Source organism: Xanthomonas graminis pv. graminis (assembly GCF_030168915.1).
GTDB lineage: Bacteria > Pseudomonadota > Gammaproteobacteria > Xanthomonadales > Xanthomonadaceae > Xanthomonas_A > Xanthomonas_A translucens.
In genome coordinates this window covers 3,029,750-3,045,853 of the sequence record NZ_CP076255.1, presented here as the reverse complement: position 1 = coordinate 3,045,853, position 16,104 = coordinate 3,029,750, and the positions used below count along the sequence as shown (strand labels likewise).

General features: G+C 69.6%; 16 protein-coding genes, 1 tRNA gene and 2 pseudogenes. 15 read left to right on the top strand and 4 right to left on the bottom strand.

Annotated elements, in window-relative coordinates; genetic code table 11:
* Positions 1 to 49: 49 nt before the first annotated feature.
* Positions 50 to 1,117 carry a GGDEF domain-containing protein gene (locus KHF85_RS13160; RefSeq protein ID WP_284567004.1) on the top strand — a complete coding sequence of 356 codons (1,068 nt, stop codon included), beginning with the start codon at positions 50 to 52 and terminating at the stop codon, positions 1,115 to 1,117.
* 18 nt (positions 1,118 to 1,135) lie between these two features.
* On the opposite strand, the gene KHF85_RS13155 is transcribed toward KHF85_RS13160, so the two are convergent.
* From KHF85_RS13155 to KHF85_RS13145, 3 genes and pseudogenes are all read right to left on the bottom strand, one after another.
* On the bottom strand, positions 1,136 to 2,083 hold the full coding sequence (locus tag KHF85_RS13155) for a DMT family transporter (protein ID WP_047325083.1): 948 nt from the start codon (positions 2,081 to 2,083) through the stop codon (positions 1,136 to 1,138).
* A gap of 81 nt (positions 2,084 to 2,164) precedes the next feature.
* A complete protein-coding gene (gene kdgT, locus KHF85_RS13150) occupies positions 2,165 to 3,130 on the bottom strand; it encodes a 2-keto-3-deoxygluconate transporter (protein WP_053113795.1) in 966 nt (321 codons plus the stop codon).
* A 254-nt stretch (positions 3,131 to 3,384) separates the two neighbouring features.
* Positions 3,385 to 3,585, bottom strand: a pseudogene (locus tag KHF85_RS13145) (DUF72 domain-containing protein); the annotation flags it as partial.
* Between the two features lie 124 nt (positions 3,586 to 3,709).
* Between KHF85_RS13145 and rraA the strand changes: the two are divergent.
* The 3 genes and pseudogenes from rraA (at position 3,710) to KHF85_RS20665 (ending at position 6,249) form a co-directional block, all read left to right on the top strand.
* A complete protein-coding gene (rraA, locus tag KHF85_RS13140) occupies positions 3,710 to 4,192 on the top strand; it encodes a ribonuclease E activity regulator RraA (RefSeq protein ID WP_284567003.1) in 483 nt (160 codons plus the stop codon).
* A gap of 125 nt (positions 4,193 to 4,317) precedes the next feature.
* Positions 4,318 to 5,842: pseudogene (locus KHF85_RS13135) on the top strand (serine hydrolase).
* A 221-nt stretch (positions 5,843 to 6,063) separates the two neighbouring features.
* Positions 6,064 to 6,249 (top strand): VOC family protein, encoded by a 186-nt coding sequence (locus tag KHF85_RS20665; RefSeq protein WP_409976617.1) that lies wholly within the window; start codon positions 6,064 to 6,066, stop codon positions 6,247 to 6,249.
* Between the two features lie 203 nt (positions 6,250 to 6,452).
* Here KHF85_RS20665 and KHF85_RS13125 read toward each other — a convergent pair whose 3' ends face one another.
* Complete coding sequence (locus KHF85_RS13125) at positions 6,453 to 7,355, bottom strand: LysR family transcriptional regulator (protein ID WP_284567002.1); 903 nt, start codon at positions 7,353 to 7,355, stop codon at positions 6,453 to 6,455.
* 95 nt (positions 7,356 to 7,450) lie between these two features.
* Here KHF85_RS13125 and trpB point away from each other — a divergent pair, with 95 nt between their 5' ends.
* The 11 genes from trpB to KHF85_RS13070 all read left to right on the top strand — a co-directional run bounded on the left by trpB (position 7,451) and on the right by KHF85_RS13070 (position 16,081).
* Complete coding sequence (gene trpB / locus KHF85_RS13120) at positions 7,451 to 8,668, top strand: tryptophan synthase subunit beta (RefSeq protein ID WP_284567001.1); 1,218 nt, start codon at positions 7,451 to 7,453, stop codon at positions 8,666 to 8,668.
* Complete coding sequence (locus KHF85_RS13115) at positions 8,665 to 8,820, top strand: hypothetical protein (protein WP_284567000.1); 156 nt, start codon at positions 8,665 to 8,667, stop codon at positions 8,818 to 8,820. The genes trpB and KHF85_RS13115 overlap by 4 nt, the downstream gene beginning before the upstream one ends.
* On the top strand, positions 8,817 to 9,632 hold the full coding sequence (trpA, locus tag KHF85_RS13110; protein ID WP_284566999.1) for a tryptophan synthase subunit alpha: 816 nt from the start codon (positions 8,817 to 8,819) through the stop codon (positions 9,630 to 9,632). Before KHF85_RS13115 ends, trpA begins: the two co-directional genes overlap by 4 nt.
* Positions 9,633 to 9,975: 343 nt before the next feature.
* Positions 9,976 to 10,866, top strand: a complete 891-nt coding sequence (gene accD, locus KHF85_RS13105) for an acetyl-CoA carboxylase, carboxyltransferase subunit beta (protein WP_003467454.1) — start codon at positions 9,976 to 9,978, stop codon at positions 10,864 to 10,866.
* A 181-nt stretch (positions 10,867 to 11,047) separates the two neighbouring features.
* Positions 11,048 to 12,397 (top strand): phosphoglucosamine mutase, encoded by a 1,350-nt coding sequence (glmM, locus tag KHF85_RS13100; RefSeq protein ID WP_284566998.1) that lies wholly within the window; start codon positions 11,048 to 11,050, stop codon positions 12,395 to 12,397.
* A gap of 114 nt (positions 12,398 to 12,511) precedes the next feature.
* The gene (locus KHF85_RS13095) at positions 12,512 to 13,465 is read left to right on the top strand and encodes an isopenicillin N synthase family dioxygenase (protein ID WP_284566997.1); all 954 of its coding nucleotides are present in this window, start codon (positions 12,512 to 12,514) and stop codon (positions 13,463 to 13,465) included.
* 216 nt (positions 13,466 to 13,681) lie between these two features.
* Entirely contained in the window at positions 13,682 to 14,437 is a 756-nt protein-coding gene (tpiA, locus tag KHF85_RS13090) for a triose-phosphate isomerase (RefSeq protein ID WP_284566996.1), read from the top strand.
* A 64-nt stretch (positions 14,438 to 14,501) separates the two neighbouring features.
* The gene (secG, locus tag KHF85_RS13085) at positions 14,502 to 14,939 is read left to right on the top strand and encodes a preprotein translocase subunit SecG (protein ID WP_284566995.1); all 438 of its coding nucleotides are present in this window, start codon (positions 14,502 to 14,504) and stop codon (positions 14,937 to 14,939) included.
* A 48-nt stretch (positions 14,940 to 14,987) separates the two neighbouring features.
* Positions 14,988 to 15,072: transfer RNA gene (locus tag KHF85_RS13080), tRNA-Leu, on the top strand.
* 107 nt (positions 15,073 to 15,179) lie between these two features.
* Entirely contained in the window at positions 15,180 to 15,536 is a 357-nt protein-coding gene (locus KHF85_RS13075; RefSeq protein ID WP_003467430.1) for an NADH-quinone oxidoreductase subunit A, read from the top strand.
* Positions 15,527 to 16,081, top strand: a complete 555-nt coding sequence (locus KHF85_RS13070; protein WP_064539336.1) for a NuoB/complex I 20 kDa subunit family protein — start codon at positions 15,527 to 15,529, stop codon at positions 16,079 to 16,081. Before KHF85_RS13075 ends, KHF85_RS13070 begins: the two co-directional genes overlap by 10 nt.
* Positions 16,082 to 16,104: the final 23 nt, after the last annotated feature.

Below are 16,104 nucleotides of genomic sequence, written 5' to 3'. Positions count from 1 at the left end.
CGATGTTGGCGATACTCGCCACGCAATCCGCCACCGGCCGCCCGCTCCCGTGATCAAGCCACGCAAGCCCGACAACGAAGCCGAACGCCTGCGCGCCTTGCATGCGCTGCAGATCCTGGACACCGCGCCGGAGGCCGCCTACGACGACCTGGTCGGCATCGCCGCCAGCCTGTGCGATACGCCATCGGCGCTGATCTCGCTGGTCGACGAGGAGCGGCAGTGGCTGAAGTCGCAGCGCAACGTCACCCTGCTCAGCACCGCGCGCGACGACTCGTTCTGCGGCCACACCATCCTTGCGCCGCAGGAGGTCATGGTGGTCGCCGACGCGGCCGCGGATCCGCGTTTCGCGTTCAACCCGCTGGTCACCGAGGCCGGCGTGCGCTTCTATGCGGGTGCGCCGCTGTTGAACAGCGAGGGGCTGGCGGTGGGCGCGTTGTGCGTGCTCGACCGCCGCCCGCGCACGCTGGAGCCGGAGCAGGTGGTGGCGCTGCAGGCGCTGTCGCGGCAGGTGATGCAGTTGATCGAGTTGCGCCGCACCAGCCACGCGCTGGCGCAGCAACTGCGCGAACGCGAGCGCTACGAGCAGCAACTGGCCGGATACCAGGCGTCGCTGGAGTCGCTCAACGCCGATCTGCTCGAGCAATTGCGCACCGATCCGTTGACCGGGCTGCTCAACCGCCGCGCCTTCGTCACCGCGCTGATGGTCAATGCGCAGGCCGCGCAGTTCAGCCCCGCGCCGCTCAGCGTGGCCTTGCTGGACCTGGACTATTTCAAGCACATCAACGACCTGCATGGGCACGACAAGGGCGACGCGGTCCTGCTGGCGCTGGCCGAGATGCTGCGCGCGCAGGCGCCGCCGGGCAGCCTGGTGGCGCGCTACGGCGGCGAGGAATTCGCGATCCTGCTGCCGGGGCTGGACGCGCGCCAGGCCATGCACGAATGCGAGACGCTGCGCCAGGAAACCGCCCTGCTGCAGCTGGGCGTGGCGCTGACCGCCAGCGTCGGCGTGGCCACCTTGCAGCCGGGCGAGAGCGCCGAGCAGGTACTCAAGCGCGCCGATCTGGCGCTGTACCGGGCCAAGCGCGCCGGCCGCGATTGCGTCTCGCTGGCGGAATGAACCGCGCCGCCGGCGCGCTCACTCCAGCGCGTTCTTCGCTTCGCAGGTCGCCAGCAGTTCCGGGTGCCGCACGCGCCTGGCGCGGGTCAGCAGCGGATGCAGGAACACCGCGCCCAGGATCACCGCCACGCCCAGGTAGAACAGCGCGGTGAGTTGTTTCTGCTCGTCCAGCAGCACGATCGCGAACACGATCGCGTAGACCGGCTCCAGGTTGGTCACCAGTTGCACCGCATAGGCGCTGAGCCGGCGCAGCGCGACCAGCGCCAGGGCGAACGGCAGCAGCGTGCATAGCAGCGCCAGGGCCAGCAACAGCAGGGTGTCGTGCAGGCTCGGCAGCACCAGCAGCGGGCCGCTCAGCGCCGGCAGCACGAACGGCAGCAGCGGCGCCAGCACGGTCAGGGTCAGGGTGCCGGCGCCCAGTTCCACGGCGGTCACGGTCAGCGGGTCGGCGTGATCGACCAGGCGCTTGTTGAGCGAACCGAACGCGGCGACGAACAGCGCCGACACCGCGCCGACCACAACCCCGGCGCGCATTCCGTCGGGTACCCCGCCGACCACCAGCGCCACGCCCGGCAGCACCGCCAGGCCGAACACCAGTTCGCTGGGACGGAACGGGCGCTTGGCCACCCACGGTTCGATCACCGCGGTGAACACCGGCGCCAGCGCGATGCAGGTCGCCGCCACCGAGGCGTTGGCCAGCTTGATCGCGCCATAGAAGGTCAGCCAGTGCAGGCCGACCAGGGCGCCGACCACGGTGTAGCCGAGCAGCAGTTTCGGGGTCAGCGCGGCCAGTCCGCGCCACACCCGCGGCAGCAGCGCCAGCGCCGCCACCACCATCAGCATCCGCCACCACACCAGCGGCAGCGCCGGCAGCGTGATCAGCTTGCCCAGGATCGCGGTGATGCCCCACAGCAGCACGCAGAAGTGGATTTGCAGCTGGGCTTTGCTGGTGGGGTGCAGGGGCATGGCGCCTATTGTCGCGTAAACCGGCGACGCGGCGGACGGCGTGTCCGCCGCGGATTCCGCAATCGCCTCGCCAGCCGCGCGTCAGCTGCCGGGCGGGGCGCGCCTGGCGCATGCACGCGCGTGCAGTGCGGTCAGCACCGGCACCAGCAGCGAAGTCACGATCACCGAGGTCGCCACCAGTGCGGTGGCGGCCGGGGCCGCCGCACGGAACTGCGGCGCCATCGCCGCGATCAGCGCCGGCGTCGCCACCGCGGCGCCGGCAGTGCTGGAAGCGGCGATGCCGGCGCTGCCGCTGCCGCCGCCGAGCAGCCGATCGGCGAACAGCAACGGGATCCCGGTGACCACGACGACCAGCAGACCGAGCAGCACGCCGGGCACCCCGGCGCTGGCGATCACATGCAGATCCAGCGTATTGCCCAGCGCGAAGGCGAAGAACGGGATCAGCGCCGGCACCGCCGCGGCGAACAGCGCGCGCAGCTGCGGATCCAGATTGCCGAGCGCAAAGCCTACCAGCAGCGGCAGCACTGCGCCGAGGAACAGGCGTGGCTCGAACACCGCGACGCCGGCGCTGCCGAGGATGAGCATCGTCATCAACGGCCCCGATTCCACCGACATCAGCACCACCGCACCGGCTTCGCCGGGCTTGCCGTACTGCTGCATGAGCGAGGCGAACAGCCCGCCGTTGGTCATGTCCATCGCCGCGACCAGGGCCAGCACCGAGATGCCTTTCCAGCAGCCTTCCGCGATCCCCGCCGGCGGCAGCACCCGCGCCGCGAGCACCGCCACCAGCCACGCCACGCCGAGTTTGGTCAGCAGCAGCACGCCCGACTGGCGCAGGATCCGGCCGCTGGCGCGCAGCTGGATCGAGGCGCCCATGCACAGGAACCACACCGCCAGGATCGGCACCACGCCGCCGATCAGGCCCTGGCTGAACGAGCCGAGGAAGGCGCCGGCCTGCGGCCATGCGCTATGGCAGGCGGCGCCAAGGAACAACGGCACCAACATCATGCCGCCTGGAACGCGTTCGAGTGTTTGCTTGATCTGCATCGGGGTTGGACGTCCTCTTGAAAAAAGTCGCATCCGGCGCCGGCATGCGCCGGTGTCGTTCTGCGCTCCCGCTTTTACTGCAATTGCATGACGCGAAGGGGCGCGCGGCGGCGCGCTGTGTGTGCTGGGTTCAGTCGCGCGTCGCAGCGGCACTGTGCCGCCGGTCGCTGTTGCGCCGCTGCTCGCCCGCGCCGCTGCCGTGCGCTCAGCGCGTACCGAGTTTGGCCAGCAGCGCCATTGCCGCGGCCGGATTGCGTGTCCGGTTTCTGCGTGCCGTAGTAGGTGCCGTTGATCTCGATGCTGCTGACGTGGCGGCTGGCGTATTCCAGCTCGCGGCGCTGCACCAGCCCTTGCGGGTAGAACAGGCCGCCGCGCCACGGCGCATAGGTCCAGCCGCCGATGCCGACGCGGATGCCGTCCGGCGCGGCCGGGGCGGAGTCGAAGAGATCGTTCATGGCATGCGCGCCGACGCGGACAGGGGAGGCGCAGTGTGCCGCAGTCCGCGCCGTTGCCGTATGCATGGCCGCTGCCGCATGCGTCGCGCTACCATCCAGGCAACGCCGACTGCCCCGACCGACCATGACCTGGACCACGCCCGATCTGTGCGACGCCCATCCCGAGGTGCAGGTCGCCGAACCGCTGTTCCGCAGTTACGGCGGCCACGCCGCGTTCTGCGGGCAGATCGTCACCGTCAGCTGCTTCGAGGACAACGCGCGGGTGCGCGAACTGGCGGCCACGCCCGGTGCCGGCCGCGTCATCGTCGTCGACGGGCAGGGCTCGCTGCGCCGCTCCCTGCTCGGCGACCAGATCGCCGAGAACGCGGTGCGCAACGGTTGGGCCGGGCTGTTGCTGCACGGCTGCGTGCGCGACGTGGAGGCCTTGGCGGCGTTGCCGCTGGGCGTGCAGGCGCTGGCCGCGTGCCCGCGCAAGACCGAAAGACGCGGCCTCGGCGAGGTCGACGTGCCGCTGCAGTTCGCCGGTGTGGCGTTCGTACCCGGGCACTGGTTGTACGCCGATCGCAACGGCGTGCTGCTCGCCGCGCAGGCGCTGCTGCCGGCGTGAGCGTGCCGGCGCCTGTTCCTTTCCCTGCTGGAGATACCGATTTGAAGACGCTGTCGATGGGCTGCCTGTTGCTGGCGATGACCGCCACCGCGCAGGCGCAAGCGCCCGCCCCGGTGGACGCCGCAATGCCGCCTGCGCTGCAGGATCTGGATGCGCGGGTGGAGCGGGTGCGCAAGCAGTTCGACGTGCCCGGCATCGCCATCGCCATCGTCAAGGACGGGCAGGTGGTGCTGGAGCGCGGCTACGGCGTGCGCGAGCTGGGCAAGCCGGAGCCGGTGGACGCCCAGACGCTGTTCGCGATCGCCTCCAACACCAAGGCGTTTACCGCCGCCTCGCTGTCGATCCTGGCCGACGAAGGCAAGCTCAAGCTCGACGACCGGGTGATCGAACACCTGCCCTGGTTCCAGATGGCCGATCCCTACGTGACCCGCGAGATGCGCGTGCGCGACCTGCTCAGCCACCGCAGCGGACTGAGCCTGGGTGCCGGCGACCTGCTGTTCTGGCCGGCCACCAGCTACAGCAACGAGGACGTGGTGCGGCGCCTGGCGCAGGTGCCTCTGAAGGGCGGTTTCCGCGACCGCTATGCCTACGACAACATCCTCTACGCGGTGGCGCAGAAGCTGATCGAGCGGGTCTCCGGGCAGTCCTACGCCGCGTTCGTGCGCCAGCGCATTTTCGTACCGGTGGGCATGAGCGGCGCGCGCATCAACAGCGACTACCTGCAGCCCGGCGACCGCGCGGCGGTCGGCCATGCCAAGTTCGACTTCCGCGAGCTGCGCCCGGTGCCGCCGCTGACCTGGTCGAACAATGCCGGCGCCGGCGGCATCTACGCCAGCGTGCACGACATGGCCAAATGGATGCAGGTGCAGCTCGACGGCGGTCGCCTGCTGTCGGCCGATGGTCAGGAGCGGCGTCTGTTCAGCGCGCAGCGCCAGCAGGAGATGTGGCAGATGATCACCCCGATCGCCATCGCCGAGCCGAGCGTGCCGCAACTGCTGCCGGCCAGGCCGAACTTCGCCGGCTATGGCGAGGGCTGGAGCCTGAGCGACTACCGCAGGCACAAGCTGGTCTGGCATACCGGCGGCTGGCCGGGCATGGTGTCGCGGCTGACCCTGCTGCCGGAACAGAAATTGGGCGTGATCGTGCTGACCAACCAGGAAGTGGGCGCGGCGTTCAACGCGCTGACCCTGCAGGTGCTCGACGCCTACCTGGGCGCGCCGCCGACCGACTGGACCGCCGCCTATGCCGCCGCGGTGGCCAAGGCCGACGCGAAGGCCGACGAGGACTGGCATAAGCACCAGGCCGCGCGCGATGCCAGCTCCAAACCGTCGCTGCCGCTGGCCGCTTACGCAGGCACGTATCGCGATCCGTGGTACGGCGAGGTGGCGATCGTGCAGCGCGGCAAGCAACTGGAACTGCGCTTCAGCAAGACCGCGCAGCTGGTCGGCACGCTGCAGCACTGGCAGCACGACACCTTCATCGTGCGCTGGCGCGACCGTTCGCTCAATCAATGCCGATGCCTTCGTCAACTTCGCGCTGACCCCGGACGGCAAGGTGCGCGAGGTGCGCATGGAGGCGATCTCGCCGCTGACCGATTTCAGCTTCGATTTCCAGGACCTGCTGCTGACCCCGGTGGCTGCCGCCTTGTGAGTGAGGCCCTGCCGATGCTCTCGCACGTGCATCTGGGGGTGAACGATTTCCCGGCCGCGTTCGCGTTCCACGCGCCGTTGCTGCAAGCACTGGGATTGCAGTTGAAGTGACGCGACGACGCACGCGGCTGGGCCGGCTGGACCGCGCCGCATGCGCCGCGGCCGCTGCTGCTGATCGGCCGTGCCTTTGACGGCCAGCCGGCGACGCCGGGCAACGGCCAGATGCTCGCGCTGCAGGCGGCGAGCCGTGCGCAGGTGGACCGCTGCCACGCGCTGGCACTGTCCCGGGGCGGGCGCTGCGAAGGTGCGCCTGGGCTGCGCGCGCACTATCATCCGGACTACTACGGCGCGTATTTCCGCGACCTTGACGGCAATAAGTTGTGCGTGTGCTTCCATGGCGCGGAATGAGCGCGGTGGTTGTTGCGATGCTGTTGGCCGCTGTCGCGGTTCGCGATGCACCGCATCGGAAACAAGCGTCGATCGCCAGGCCAGTTGGGTGTAGGAGCGGCTTCAGCCGCGACAGGCGTCCGACAACGCATCGCACGCGAGAGCCGCCTGCTCGATGGCGTTGCCGTAGCGCTGGTCGCCAGCAAACAAGCGAAACAAGACGCTCAACCGCCGCCTTGCCGCAACTCGCCAGCCAGCCAACGCGCCAGCGCCTGCACCCGCGGGTCCTGCTGTTCCCGGCGCGCGCACAGCGCCCACTGCCCGCCGGTCTCGGCGAAGCCCCACGGCGCCAGCAGGCGGCCGTTGCCCAGGTCGTCGGCGACCAGCGGCTGCGGCGCGATCGCCACGCCGATGCCGGCCAGCGCGGCTTCGAGCAGGTAGTACAGGTGTTCGAAGCCGGTGCCGTAGCGCAGCGCCGCCGGATCCAGGCCATGCGCCTGCGCCCAGGACGGCCACGCCTGCGGGCGCGAGGCGGTATGCAGCAGCGGTTGTTGCAGCAGCGCCGAGGGCGGGCCGGCCGCCAGCGCCTGCGCCTGCGGCAGCGCCTGGCTGAGCACCGGGCCGATCCGCTCCGGCGCCAGCACGTGCACCTGCCAGCCATCCGGCCATGGCGCCTGGCCGAGCAGCAGCGCGGCATCCAGCCCGTCCAGGTCGGCGCCGAACTCGCCTTCGTGCGCGGACAGGTGCAGGGTCAGCGCGGGCAGGTCGCGCTGCAGCGCCTGCAGCCGCGGAATCATCCAGCGCGCCAGGATGCTGCCCGGGCAACCCAGCACCAGGGCGCTGGCGCGTGCCGGGCGGCGCAGTGCCGCCACCGCGTCCTGCAACTGCGCCAAGGCGCCGCCGGCCGCGTCGCGCAGCCGCTCGCCGGCCGCGGTGGGACGGATGCCGCGGCCCTCGCGCTGCAGCAGCGCCAGCCCCAGGTCCTCTTCCAGCAGCCGGATCTGGCGGCTGACCGCGCCGTGGGTGACGTGCAGCTCGGCCGCCGCGCCGCCGACGCTGCGCAGCCGCGCAGCGGCCTCGAACGCGCGCAGGGCATTCAGCGAGGGCAGGCGGCGCAGATTGGACACGTGAGATTTCCTGACGGATATGCGCAGACTTTATCGGTTTTTGCCGGGCGACGCGTGCGCTAAAGTGCAGGCCTGTCCTGCTGACCGTGAGCGCCATGTTCTCCGTGCCTATTCGCGATTTCCACGCCTATCCCGACGCCAACGGCCACTTCGGCCGCTACGGCGGCCGCTTCGTCGCCGAGACCCTGATCGGGCCGCTGCAGGAGCTGGCCGCGGCCTACGACCAGGCGCGCCAGGATCCGGCCTTCATCGCCGAGTACGATAAGGACCTCAAGCACTACGTCGGCCGGCCCAGCCCGATCTACCACGCCGAGCGGCTCAGCCGCGAGGTCGGCGGCGCGCAGATCCTGCTCAAGCGCGAGGACCTGAACCATACCGGCGCGCACAAGATCAACAACACCATCGGCCAGGCGCTGCTGGCCAGCCGCATGGGCAAGACCCGCATCATCGCCGAGACCGGCGCCGGCCAGCACGGCGTGGCCAGCGCCACGGTGGCCGCGCGGCTGGGCCTGGAATGCGTGGTGTACATGGGCGCCACCGACATCGAGCGGCAGAAGATCAACGTCTACCGGATGCAGCTGCTCGGCGCCCGGGTGGTGCCGGTGACCTCCGGCTCGGCCACGCTCAAGGACGCGCTGAACGAGGCGATGCGCGACTGGGTGACCAATGTGCAGGACACCTTCTACATCATAGGCACCGTCGCCGGCCCGGATCCGTATCCACGCATGGTGCGCGACTTCAACGCCATCGTCGGCCGCGAGGCGCGCGCGCAGATGCTGGAGGACTACGGCCGCCTGCCGGACGCGATCAGCGCCTGCGTCGGCGGCGGCAGCAACGCCATCGGCCTGTTCCATGCCTTCCTCAACGATCCCGGGGTGAAGATCTACGGCGCCGAAGCCGCCGGCGAGGGCGTTGCCACCGGCCGCCACGCCGCCTCGATCGCCGCCGGCCGCCCCGGCGTGCTGCACGGCAACCGCACCTACGTGATCTGCGACGACGACGGCCAGATCATCGAGACCCATTCGGTGTCCGCCGGCCTGGATTACCCCGGCGTCGGCCCCGAGCACGCGTTCCTGTCCGACAGCGGCCGCGCGGTCTACCAGGGCATCACCGACGACGAGGCGCTGGCCGCGTTCCACCTGCTGGCGCATACCGAGGGCATCCTCGCCGCGCTGGAATCCAGCCACGCGGTGGCGCAGTCGATCAAGCTGGCGCGCGAGCTGCCCAAGGACGCGCTGGTGCTGTGCAACCTGTCCGGCCGCGGCGACAAGGACGTGCACACCATCGCCGCGCGTGAAGGCATGGTGCTGTGAGCGAACGTGGCGACGACGGCAACGATCTTTATCTGACTTGGCGCGACCCGCAACACGGGTTCGCGGTCCGCTACGACACCGGAGAAGGCAACGTGACATCGATGTACTGGGGAAGCTGGGACGCCGTGCAACGGCTGGAGGGCTGCGCATGAGCCGCGCCGCGAACCGTATCGCCGCACGTTTCGACGCGCTGCGCCAGGCCGGGCGCAAGGCGCTGATCCCGTTCGTCACCGCCGGCGATCCGTCGCTGCAGGCCACCGTGCCGGCGATGCACGCGCTGGTCGAGGCCGGCGCCGACGTGATCGAGCTGGGCGTGGCGTTCTCCGATCCCATGGCCGACGGCCCCACCATCCAGCGCAGCTCCGAGCGTGCGCTGGCGCGCGGCGCCGGCCTGGCCTATGTGCTGGAAACGGTCAGCGCGTTCCGCCGCGACGACGCAACCACGCCGGTGGTGCTGATGGGCTACCTCAACCCGGTCGAGATCCACGGCACCGCGCGCTTCGCCGAAGAGGCGGTGGCCGCCGGCGTGGACGGCGTGCTGCTGGTCGATCTGCCGCCGGAAGAATCGGCCGACACCCTGGCGATCTTCACTGCCGCCGGCCTGGACCTGATCGTGCTGGCCTCGCCGACCACCAGCGACGCCCGCATCGGCCTGTTGTGCGATACCGCGCGCGGTTACCTGTATTACGTCAGCTTCGCCGGCGTCACCGGCGCCGACCACCTCGATACCCGCGCCGCCGGCGACCGCCTGCGCCAGCTGCGCGCGCGCTCCGCGGTGCCGGTGGTGGCCGGGTTCGGGATCAAGGACGCCGCCAGCGCCAAGGCCATGGCGGTGGACGCCGACGGCGTGGTGGTCGGCAGCGCGCTGGTCGCGGCGCTGGCCGAGGCGACCACCCCGGATGCGGTGCGCGAACGCGCGCTGGCCTTCCTGGCGCCGCTGCGGCAGGCGCTGGACCAGGGGTGAGGGCGGTGCCCGCCGGCGCCTGGCGCTGTGCGGCGGCAATGCGCCGCACGCGCGCGCCGCAGCGGCGTGACCGCAGGACCCTGGTTTGACCTGAGGGCGCCGGCGCGCGCGGTCCCGCCCGGGCCTGCGCATCCGCCGCTGTGCCGCCGGCACAGGGCAAGCATCGGCTGCGCTTGCTGCGCGATGCGGTTGCGCGTCGGCAACGGGAGCGCGATTGCTGCGCTGCGGCGAGACGCGTTGCGCGATCGCCGGTTGGGCTGCGTTGCGGCGCGATTTCCAGCATCACGCTAGACTGTCGCCCCTTGGCGGCCCGGTGGGCCGCGCAACTGGATCGTCATTCCGCATGAGTTGGCTCAGCAAATTGATGCCCTCCGGCATCCGCACAGATAGCACGCCCAGCAAGAAGCGCAGCGTTCCCGAAGGCCTGTGGGAGAAATGCCCCAACTGCAGCGCCGTGCTGTACCGGCCGGAACTGGAGGAGAACCTGGAGGTGTGCCCGAAGTGCGGCCACCACATGGCGATCCGCGCGCGCGCGCGCCTGGCCTCGCTGTTCGACCCGGACACCACGCCGACCGAGATCGGCGCGCGCCTGGGGCCGACCGACGCGCTGAAGTTCAAGGACCAGAAGAAGTACAGCGAACGCATCAAGATCTCGCAGAAGAGCACTGGCGAGTACGACGCGCTGATCGCGATGCAGGGCCTGCTCAAGGCGCAGCCGCTGGTCGCCGCCTCGTTCGATTTCGCCTTCATGGGCGGCTCGATGGGCTCGGTGGTCGGCGAGCGTTTTGCGCTGGCCGCGGAGACCGCGCTGCAGATCGGCGCGCCATTCGTGTGCTTCTCCGCCAGCGGCGGGGCGCGCATGCAGGAAGGCCTGTTGTCGCTGATGCAGATGGCCAAGACCTCGGCCGCGCTCGGGCGCCTGCGCGAGGCCGGCCTGCCGTACGTGTCGGTGCTGACCCATCCCACCACCGGCGGCGTCTCGGCCAGCTTCGCCATGCTCGGCGACATCAACATCGCCGAGCCGCACGCGCTGATCGGCTTCGCCGGCCCGCGGGTGATCGAGCAGACCGTGCGCGAGACCCTGCCGGAAGGCTTCCAGCGCTCGGAATTCCTGCTCGAGCACGGCGCCATCGACCAGATCTGCGACCGCCGCGAACTGCGCGACCGCCTGTCCGAACTGCTGGCGATGATGATGCGTCAGCCGGCCCCTGCGAAGACTGAGGTGGTGGCGTGATTTCTGTCGGGACCCGGGACCCGGGACCCGGGACTCGTGGTCCCGTGCGGCGGATACTTTGCGCGACGAGAGGGCGTTTCTCGGGGGTGCTGGATTTCCCAGCTTTTGACCGAGTCCCGAGTCCCGAGTCCCCAGTCCCGGCACTTCGAGTCCCGAGTCCCGAGTCCCGAGTCCCGGCTCCATGAACTCGCGCAAATACTTCGGCACCGACGGCATCCGCGGCCGGGTCGGGCAGGGTGCGATTTCCGCCGATTTCGTGATGCGCCTGGGCAATGCGCTGGGCCGCGTGCTCGGCGCCGGCAGCGCGGGCAATGCGCGGCCGACGGTGGTGATCGGCAAGGACACGCGCATTTCCGGCTACATGTTCGAGTCGGCGCTGGAGGCCGGGCTGGTCGCCGCCGGGGCCGATGTGCAACTGCTCGGGCCGATGCCGACCCCGGCGGTGGCGTTTCTGACCCGCACGCTCGGCGCCGACGCCGGCATCGTCATCAGCGCCTCGCACAATCCGCACTACGACAACGGCATCAAGTTCTTCTCCGCCGAGGGCGAGAAGCTCGACGACGCCACCGAGAGCGCGATCGAAGCCGCGCTCGACGCGCCGTTCGCCACGGTGGAATCCGAGCGCCTGGGCAAGGCGATGCGCGCGCGCGATGCGATCGGCCGCTACATCGAATTCTGCAAGGCCAGCGTGCCGCGCGGTTTCGACCTGCGCGGGCTGAAGGTGGTGCTGGACTGCGCGCACGGCGCGACCTACCACATCGCGCCGCTGCTGTTCCGCGAGCTGGGCGCCGAGGTGATCGCGATCGGCGCCGCGCCGGACGGGCTCAACATCAATGCCGGGGTCGGTTCGATGCACATCGACAACCTCGCCAGCAACGTGCGCCAGCATGGCGCGCAGCTGGGCATCGCCTTCGACGGCGACGGCGACCGCGTGCTGATGGCCGACGACCAGGGCAACCCGGTCGATGGCGACGACCTGCTGTACGTGCTGGCGTGCGGCTGGCAGGCCAGCGGCCGCCTGCGCGGGCCGGTGGTCGGCACGCTGATGACCAACTATGGGCTGGAACAGGCCCTGGCTGCGCTGCAGTTGCCGTTCCTGCGGGTCAAGGTCGGCGACCGCTACGTGCACCAGGCGCTGGTCGAGCACGGCGGCGTGCTCGGCGGCGAGACTTCCGGGCACATGCTGTGCCTGGACCGCGCCACCACCGGCGATGCCATCGTCAGCGCGCTGCAGGTGCTGGAGGTGCTCAAGCGCTCGCGGCAGAGCCTGCGCCAGGCGTTGCAGGGCCTGCGCAAGGTGCCGCAGCAGACCGTCAACGTGCGCCTGCAGCAGGGCGCACGCCCGGCCGAGGCGGCCAGCGTGCAGGCGGCGCTGGCCGCGGCGCAGGCGGCGGTGCAGGGGCGCGGGCGGGCCTTCCTGCGTCCGTCCGGGACCGAGCCGGTGCTGCGGGTCACGGTCGAAGCCGACGACGCCGCGCTGATGCGCGATACCCTGGAAAAACTCGCCGAGGCGGTCCGTGACGCGGCGTGAGTCGATCGCCATCGGCATCGTGGTGGTCATCGCCAAGGCGGCCACCTTCTACCTGCTGTATCGCCTGCTGATCTGATCGCAGCGTTTCTTTCTTTTGCCATTACGGTTCCCGCCATGACCGCGCGCATTCCGACCCTGGACATCACCCGCTTCAGCAATCCCGTCAGTGCGGGCGATCGCGACGCCTTCATCGCCGAACTGGGTGCGGCCTACCGCGAGTGGGGCTTCGCCGGCATCCGCAACCACGGCATCGCGCAGGCGCAGATCGATGCGGCCTATGGCGTGTTCAAGGCGTTCTTCGCCTTGCCGGAGGAGGTGAAGCGCAAGTACCACGTGCCCGGCAGCGGCGGCGCGCGCGGCTATACCGCGTTCGGCGTGGAAACCGCCAAGGACTCCAGACATTTCGACCTGAAGGAGTTCTGGCATATCGGCCGCGAGATCGCCGGCGATTCCAGATACCGCGACGTGATGCCGCCGAATCTGTGGCCGAGCGAAGTGCCGGGCTTCCGCGAGCACGGCTACGGCCTGTATCAGGCGCTGGACCAGCTCGGCGCGCGCGTGCTGGCGGCGCTGGCACTGCATATCGGCCTGCCCGAGCACTATTTCGCCGACAAGACCGAGTCGGGCAACGCGATCCTGCGCCCGATCCACTACCCGCCGATCACCGCCGACGACATCCCCAACGTGCGCGCCGGCGCGCACGAGGACATCAACCTGATCACCCTGCTGGTCGGCGCCAGCGCCGCCGGCCTGGAAGTGAAGTCCAAGCAGGGCGAGTGGGTGCCGTTCACCTCCGACGCCGACACCATCGTGGTCAACATCGGCGACATGCTGCAGCGCCTGACCAATCACGTGTATCCCTCGACCACCCACCGCGTGGTCAACCCGCCGGGCGAACAGGCGCGGCAGCCGCGCTACTCGGTGCCGTTCTTCCTGCACCCGAACCCGGATTTCGTCATCGACGTGCTGCCCTCGTGCATCAGCGCCGACAACCCCAGCCGCTACCCCGAGCCGATCACCGCGCAGGGGTATCTGGAGGAGCGGTTGCGGGAGATCAAGTTGAAGTAGTCGGGACTGGGATCGGGACCAGGGACCGGGGACCGGGGACCCGGAAAAGCCAAGGTCTTCGCAGTCGGTTTGTTTCAGGTCGATTGACCCCGGGTCCCCGGTCCCCGGTCCCGAAGCGGGCAGGGCGGTGCAGGCGCGGCCGCATGGGATGGCGGTAGCGGTTCCTCACCGCGCATCGGCTATCCTTTTGGCACTTTTTCGCCGGAGAACGCGCCGATGCGACGCAAGATCGTAGCCGGAAACTGGAAGCTGTACGGCAACCGCCAGTTCGCTACCGCCCTGGTGCGGGAGGTGGCCGCAGGCCTGCCCGCCGACGGGGTGGAGGTGGTGATCCTGCCGCCGCTGCCGTACCTGGGCGACCTGATCGACGATTTCGAGGGCCATGCGCTGCGCTTCGGCGCGCAGGACGTGAGTAGTAACGAGAAGGGCGCCTACACCGGCGAGGTGTCGGCGGCGATGCTGGTCGATGTCGGCGCCGAGTACGGCCTGGTCGGGCATTCGGAGCGGCGCCAGTACCACGCCGAGAGCAGTGAGCTGGTCGCGCGCAAGTTCGCCGCGGCGCTGCATGCCGGGCTGATCCCGATCCTGTGCGTGGGCGAGACCCTGGAGCAGCGCGAGGCCGGCCAGACTGAGTCGGTCATCGCTGCGCAGCTGGCGCCGGTGCTGGCGCTGGCCGGTGCGCCGGGCTTCGCCAAGGCCGTGGTCGCCTACGAGCCGGTATGGGCGATCGGCACCGGGCGCACCGCCAGCCCGGCCCAGGTGCAGGCGGTGCACGCCTTCATCCGTGGCGAAGTCGCCGCCCACGATGCTAGAATCGCCGATTCGCTGCCGCTCCTGTATGGGGGCAGCGTCAAGCCCGACAACGCCGCCGAGCTGTTCGCACAGCCGGATGTCGATGGCGGGCTGGTCGGCGGCGCTTCGCTGGTCGCCGAGGACTTCCTGGCCATCGCGCGAGCGGCGGCCGCCCGTTAACCGAACGGTCGCCGCGCTGGCGGCCGCTCGCTACTTCAGTCGTACTGTCCGGACGGATTTCGAAATGCTGATGGTCATCCTCAATGTGGTCTATGTGCTGGTGGCGATCTCGATGATCGCGCTGATCCTGATGCAGCGCGGTTCCGGCGCGGCGGCGGGTTCGGGGTTCGGCGCGGGCGCGTCCGGCACCGTGTTCGGATCGCGCGGCGCGTCCAACTTCCTGTCCAAGTCGACCAAATGGCTGGCGGTGGTGTTCTTCGGCATCAGCCTGTTCATGGCCTGGTATGCCGGCCACAGCGCGCGCCCGGCCGCCGACGCCAACCTCGGCGTGATGTCGCAGGCCGCGTCCCCGGCGACCCCGGCGCCGGCTGGCGAGCTGCAGATCCCGCAGGCGCCGGCCTCGACCGCGCCGCCGGCCGCCGCGCCTGCCGCTGCGGTGCCCGCACAGCAGGCGCCGGAAAATGCACAACAAAAGTCGCCTGCCCCGTCGCAGAAACACTGAAGACGGTTACAATATGTTGCGCGGCGGGATGCCGCGCACGATACGCAAGCCCAGGTGGCGGAATTGGTAGACGCACTACCTTGAGGTGGTAGCGACTTAGGTCGTAGGGGTTCGAGTCCCCTCTTGGGCACCATTGTTTGGCTACGGTTTCTAGGCAGGAGCATCACGTCCCTCGCCTGAAGATCGTCTACCCCATGCCTGCGCCGCGCGCGCGCGGGCACAGGCAAGAGAGAATTGCGAGTGCTGGCCGAATATTTGCCGACCCTGCTGTTTCTGATCGTGGCCACCGCAATCGGCGTTGCGCTGATGCTGGTGGGGCGGTTCCTCGGTCCCCGGCGTCCCGATGCCAAGAAGCTCTCGCCCTACGAGTGCGGCTTCGAGGCCTTCGAGGACGCGCGCATGAAGTTCGATGTGCGCTACTACCTGATCGCGATCCAGTTCATCGTCTTCGATCTGGAAATCATCTTCATCGTGCCGTGGACGCAGGTGTTCATGGACCTGGGCGCTCGCTCCCTGGTCACCATGGGCCTGTTCGTCGGCATGCTGTTCCTCGGTTTTATCTACGTGTGGAAGAAGGGAGCGCTGGAATGGGAGTGATTCAGACCCTGGATCGCCTGATGACCAACCCGATCCCGGAAGGGCGGGTCGACGACATCCTGCGTCCCGAAGGCGAGAACCCGTTGCTCGACAAGGGCTACGTGACCACCAGCGTCGATGCGTTGCTGAACTGGGCGCGCACCGGCTCGATGTGGCCGATGACCTTCGGCCTGGCCTGCTGCGCGGTGGAGATGATGCATGCCGGCGCCGCGCGCCTGGACCTGGACCGCTATGGCGTGGTGTTCCGCCCGTCGCCGCGCCAGTCCGACGTGATGATCGTCGCCGGCACCCTGGTCAACAAGATGGCCCCGGCGCTGCGCAAGGTCTACGACCAGATGCCCGACCCGAAGTGGGTGATCTCGATGGGCAGCTGCGCCAACGGCGGCGGCTACTACCATTACTCGTACTCGGTGGTGCGCGGTTGCGACCGCATCGTGCCGGTGGACATCTACGTCCCGGGCTGCCCGCCGACCGCCGAAGCGCTGGTCTACGGCATCTTGCAGCTGCAGAAGAAGATCTGGCGAACCCAGACCATCGCGCGCTGATCCCTCGTACTTCCTAAGAGCAC

Excerpts from the sequence above, each read along its gene's own strand:
- KHF85_RS13155 (WP_047325083.1), bottom strand. The coding sequence starts at position 2,083 with ATGCCCCTGCACCCCACCAGCAAAGCCCAGCTGCAAATCCACTTCTGC.
- kdgT (WP_053113795.1), bottom strand. The coding sequence starts at position 3,130 with ATGCAGATCAAGCAAACACTCGAACGCGTTCCAGGCGGCATGATGTTG.
- rraA (WP_284567003.1), top strand. The coding sequence starts at position 3,710 with ATGACCTGGACCACGCCCGATCTGTGCGACGCCCATCCCGAGGTGCAG.
- KHF85_RS20665 (WP_409976617.1), top strand. The coding sequence starts at position 6,064 with ATGCTCGCGCTGCAGGCGGCGAGCCGTGCGCAGGTGGACCGCTGCCAC.
- trpB (WP_284567001.1), top strand. The coding sequence starts at position 7,451 with ATGTTCTCCGTGCCTATTCGCGATTTCCACGCCTATCCCGACGCCAAC.
- trpA (WP_284566999.1), top strand. The coding sequence starts at position 8,817 with ATGAGCCGCGCCGCGAACCGTATCGCCGCACGTTTCGACGCGCTGCGC.
- accD (WP_003467454.1), top strand. The coding sequence starts at position 9,976 with ATGAGTTGGCTCAGCAAATTGATGCCCTCCGGCATCCGCACAGATAGC.
- glmM (WP_284566998.1), top strand. The coding sequence starts at position 11,048 with ATGAACTCGCGCAAATACTTCGGCACCGACGGCATCCGCGGCCGGGTC.
- KHF85_RS13095 (WP_284566997.1), top strand. The coding sequence starts at position 12,512 with ATGACCGCGCGCATTCCGACCCTGGACATCACCCGCTTCAGCAATCCC.
- tpiA (WP_284566996.1), top strand. The coding sequence starts at position 13,682 with ATGCGACGCAAGATCGTAGCCGGAAACTGGAAGCTGTACGGCAACCGC.
- secG (WP_284566995.1), top strand. The coding sequence starts at position 14,502 with ATGCTGATGGTCATCCTCAATGTGGTCTATGTGCTGGTGGCGATCTCG.
- KHF85_RS13070 (WP_064539336.1), top strand. The coding sequence starts at position 15,527 with ATGGGAGTGATTCAGACCCTGGATCGCCTGATGACCAACCCGATCCCG.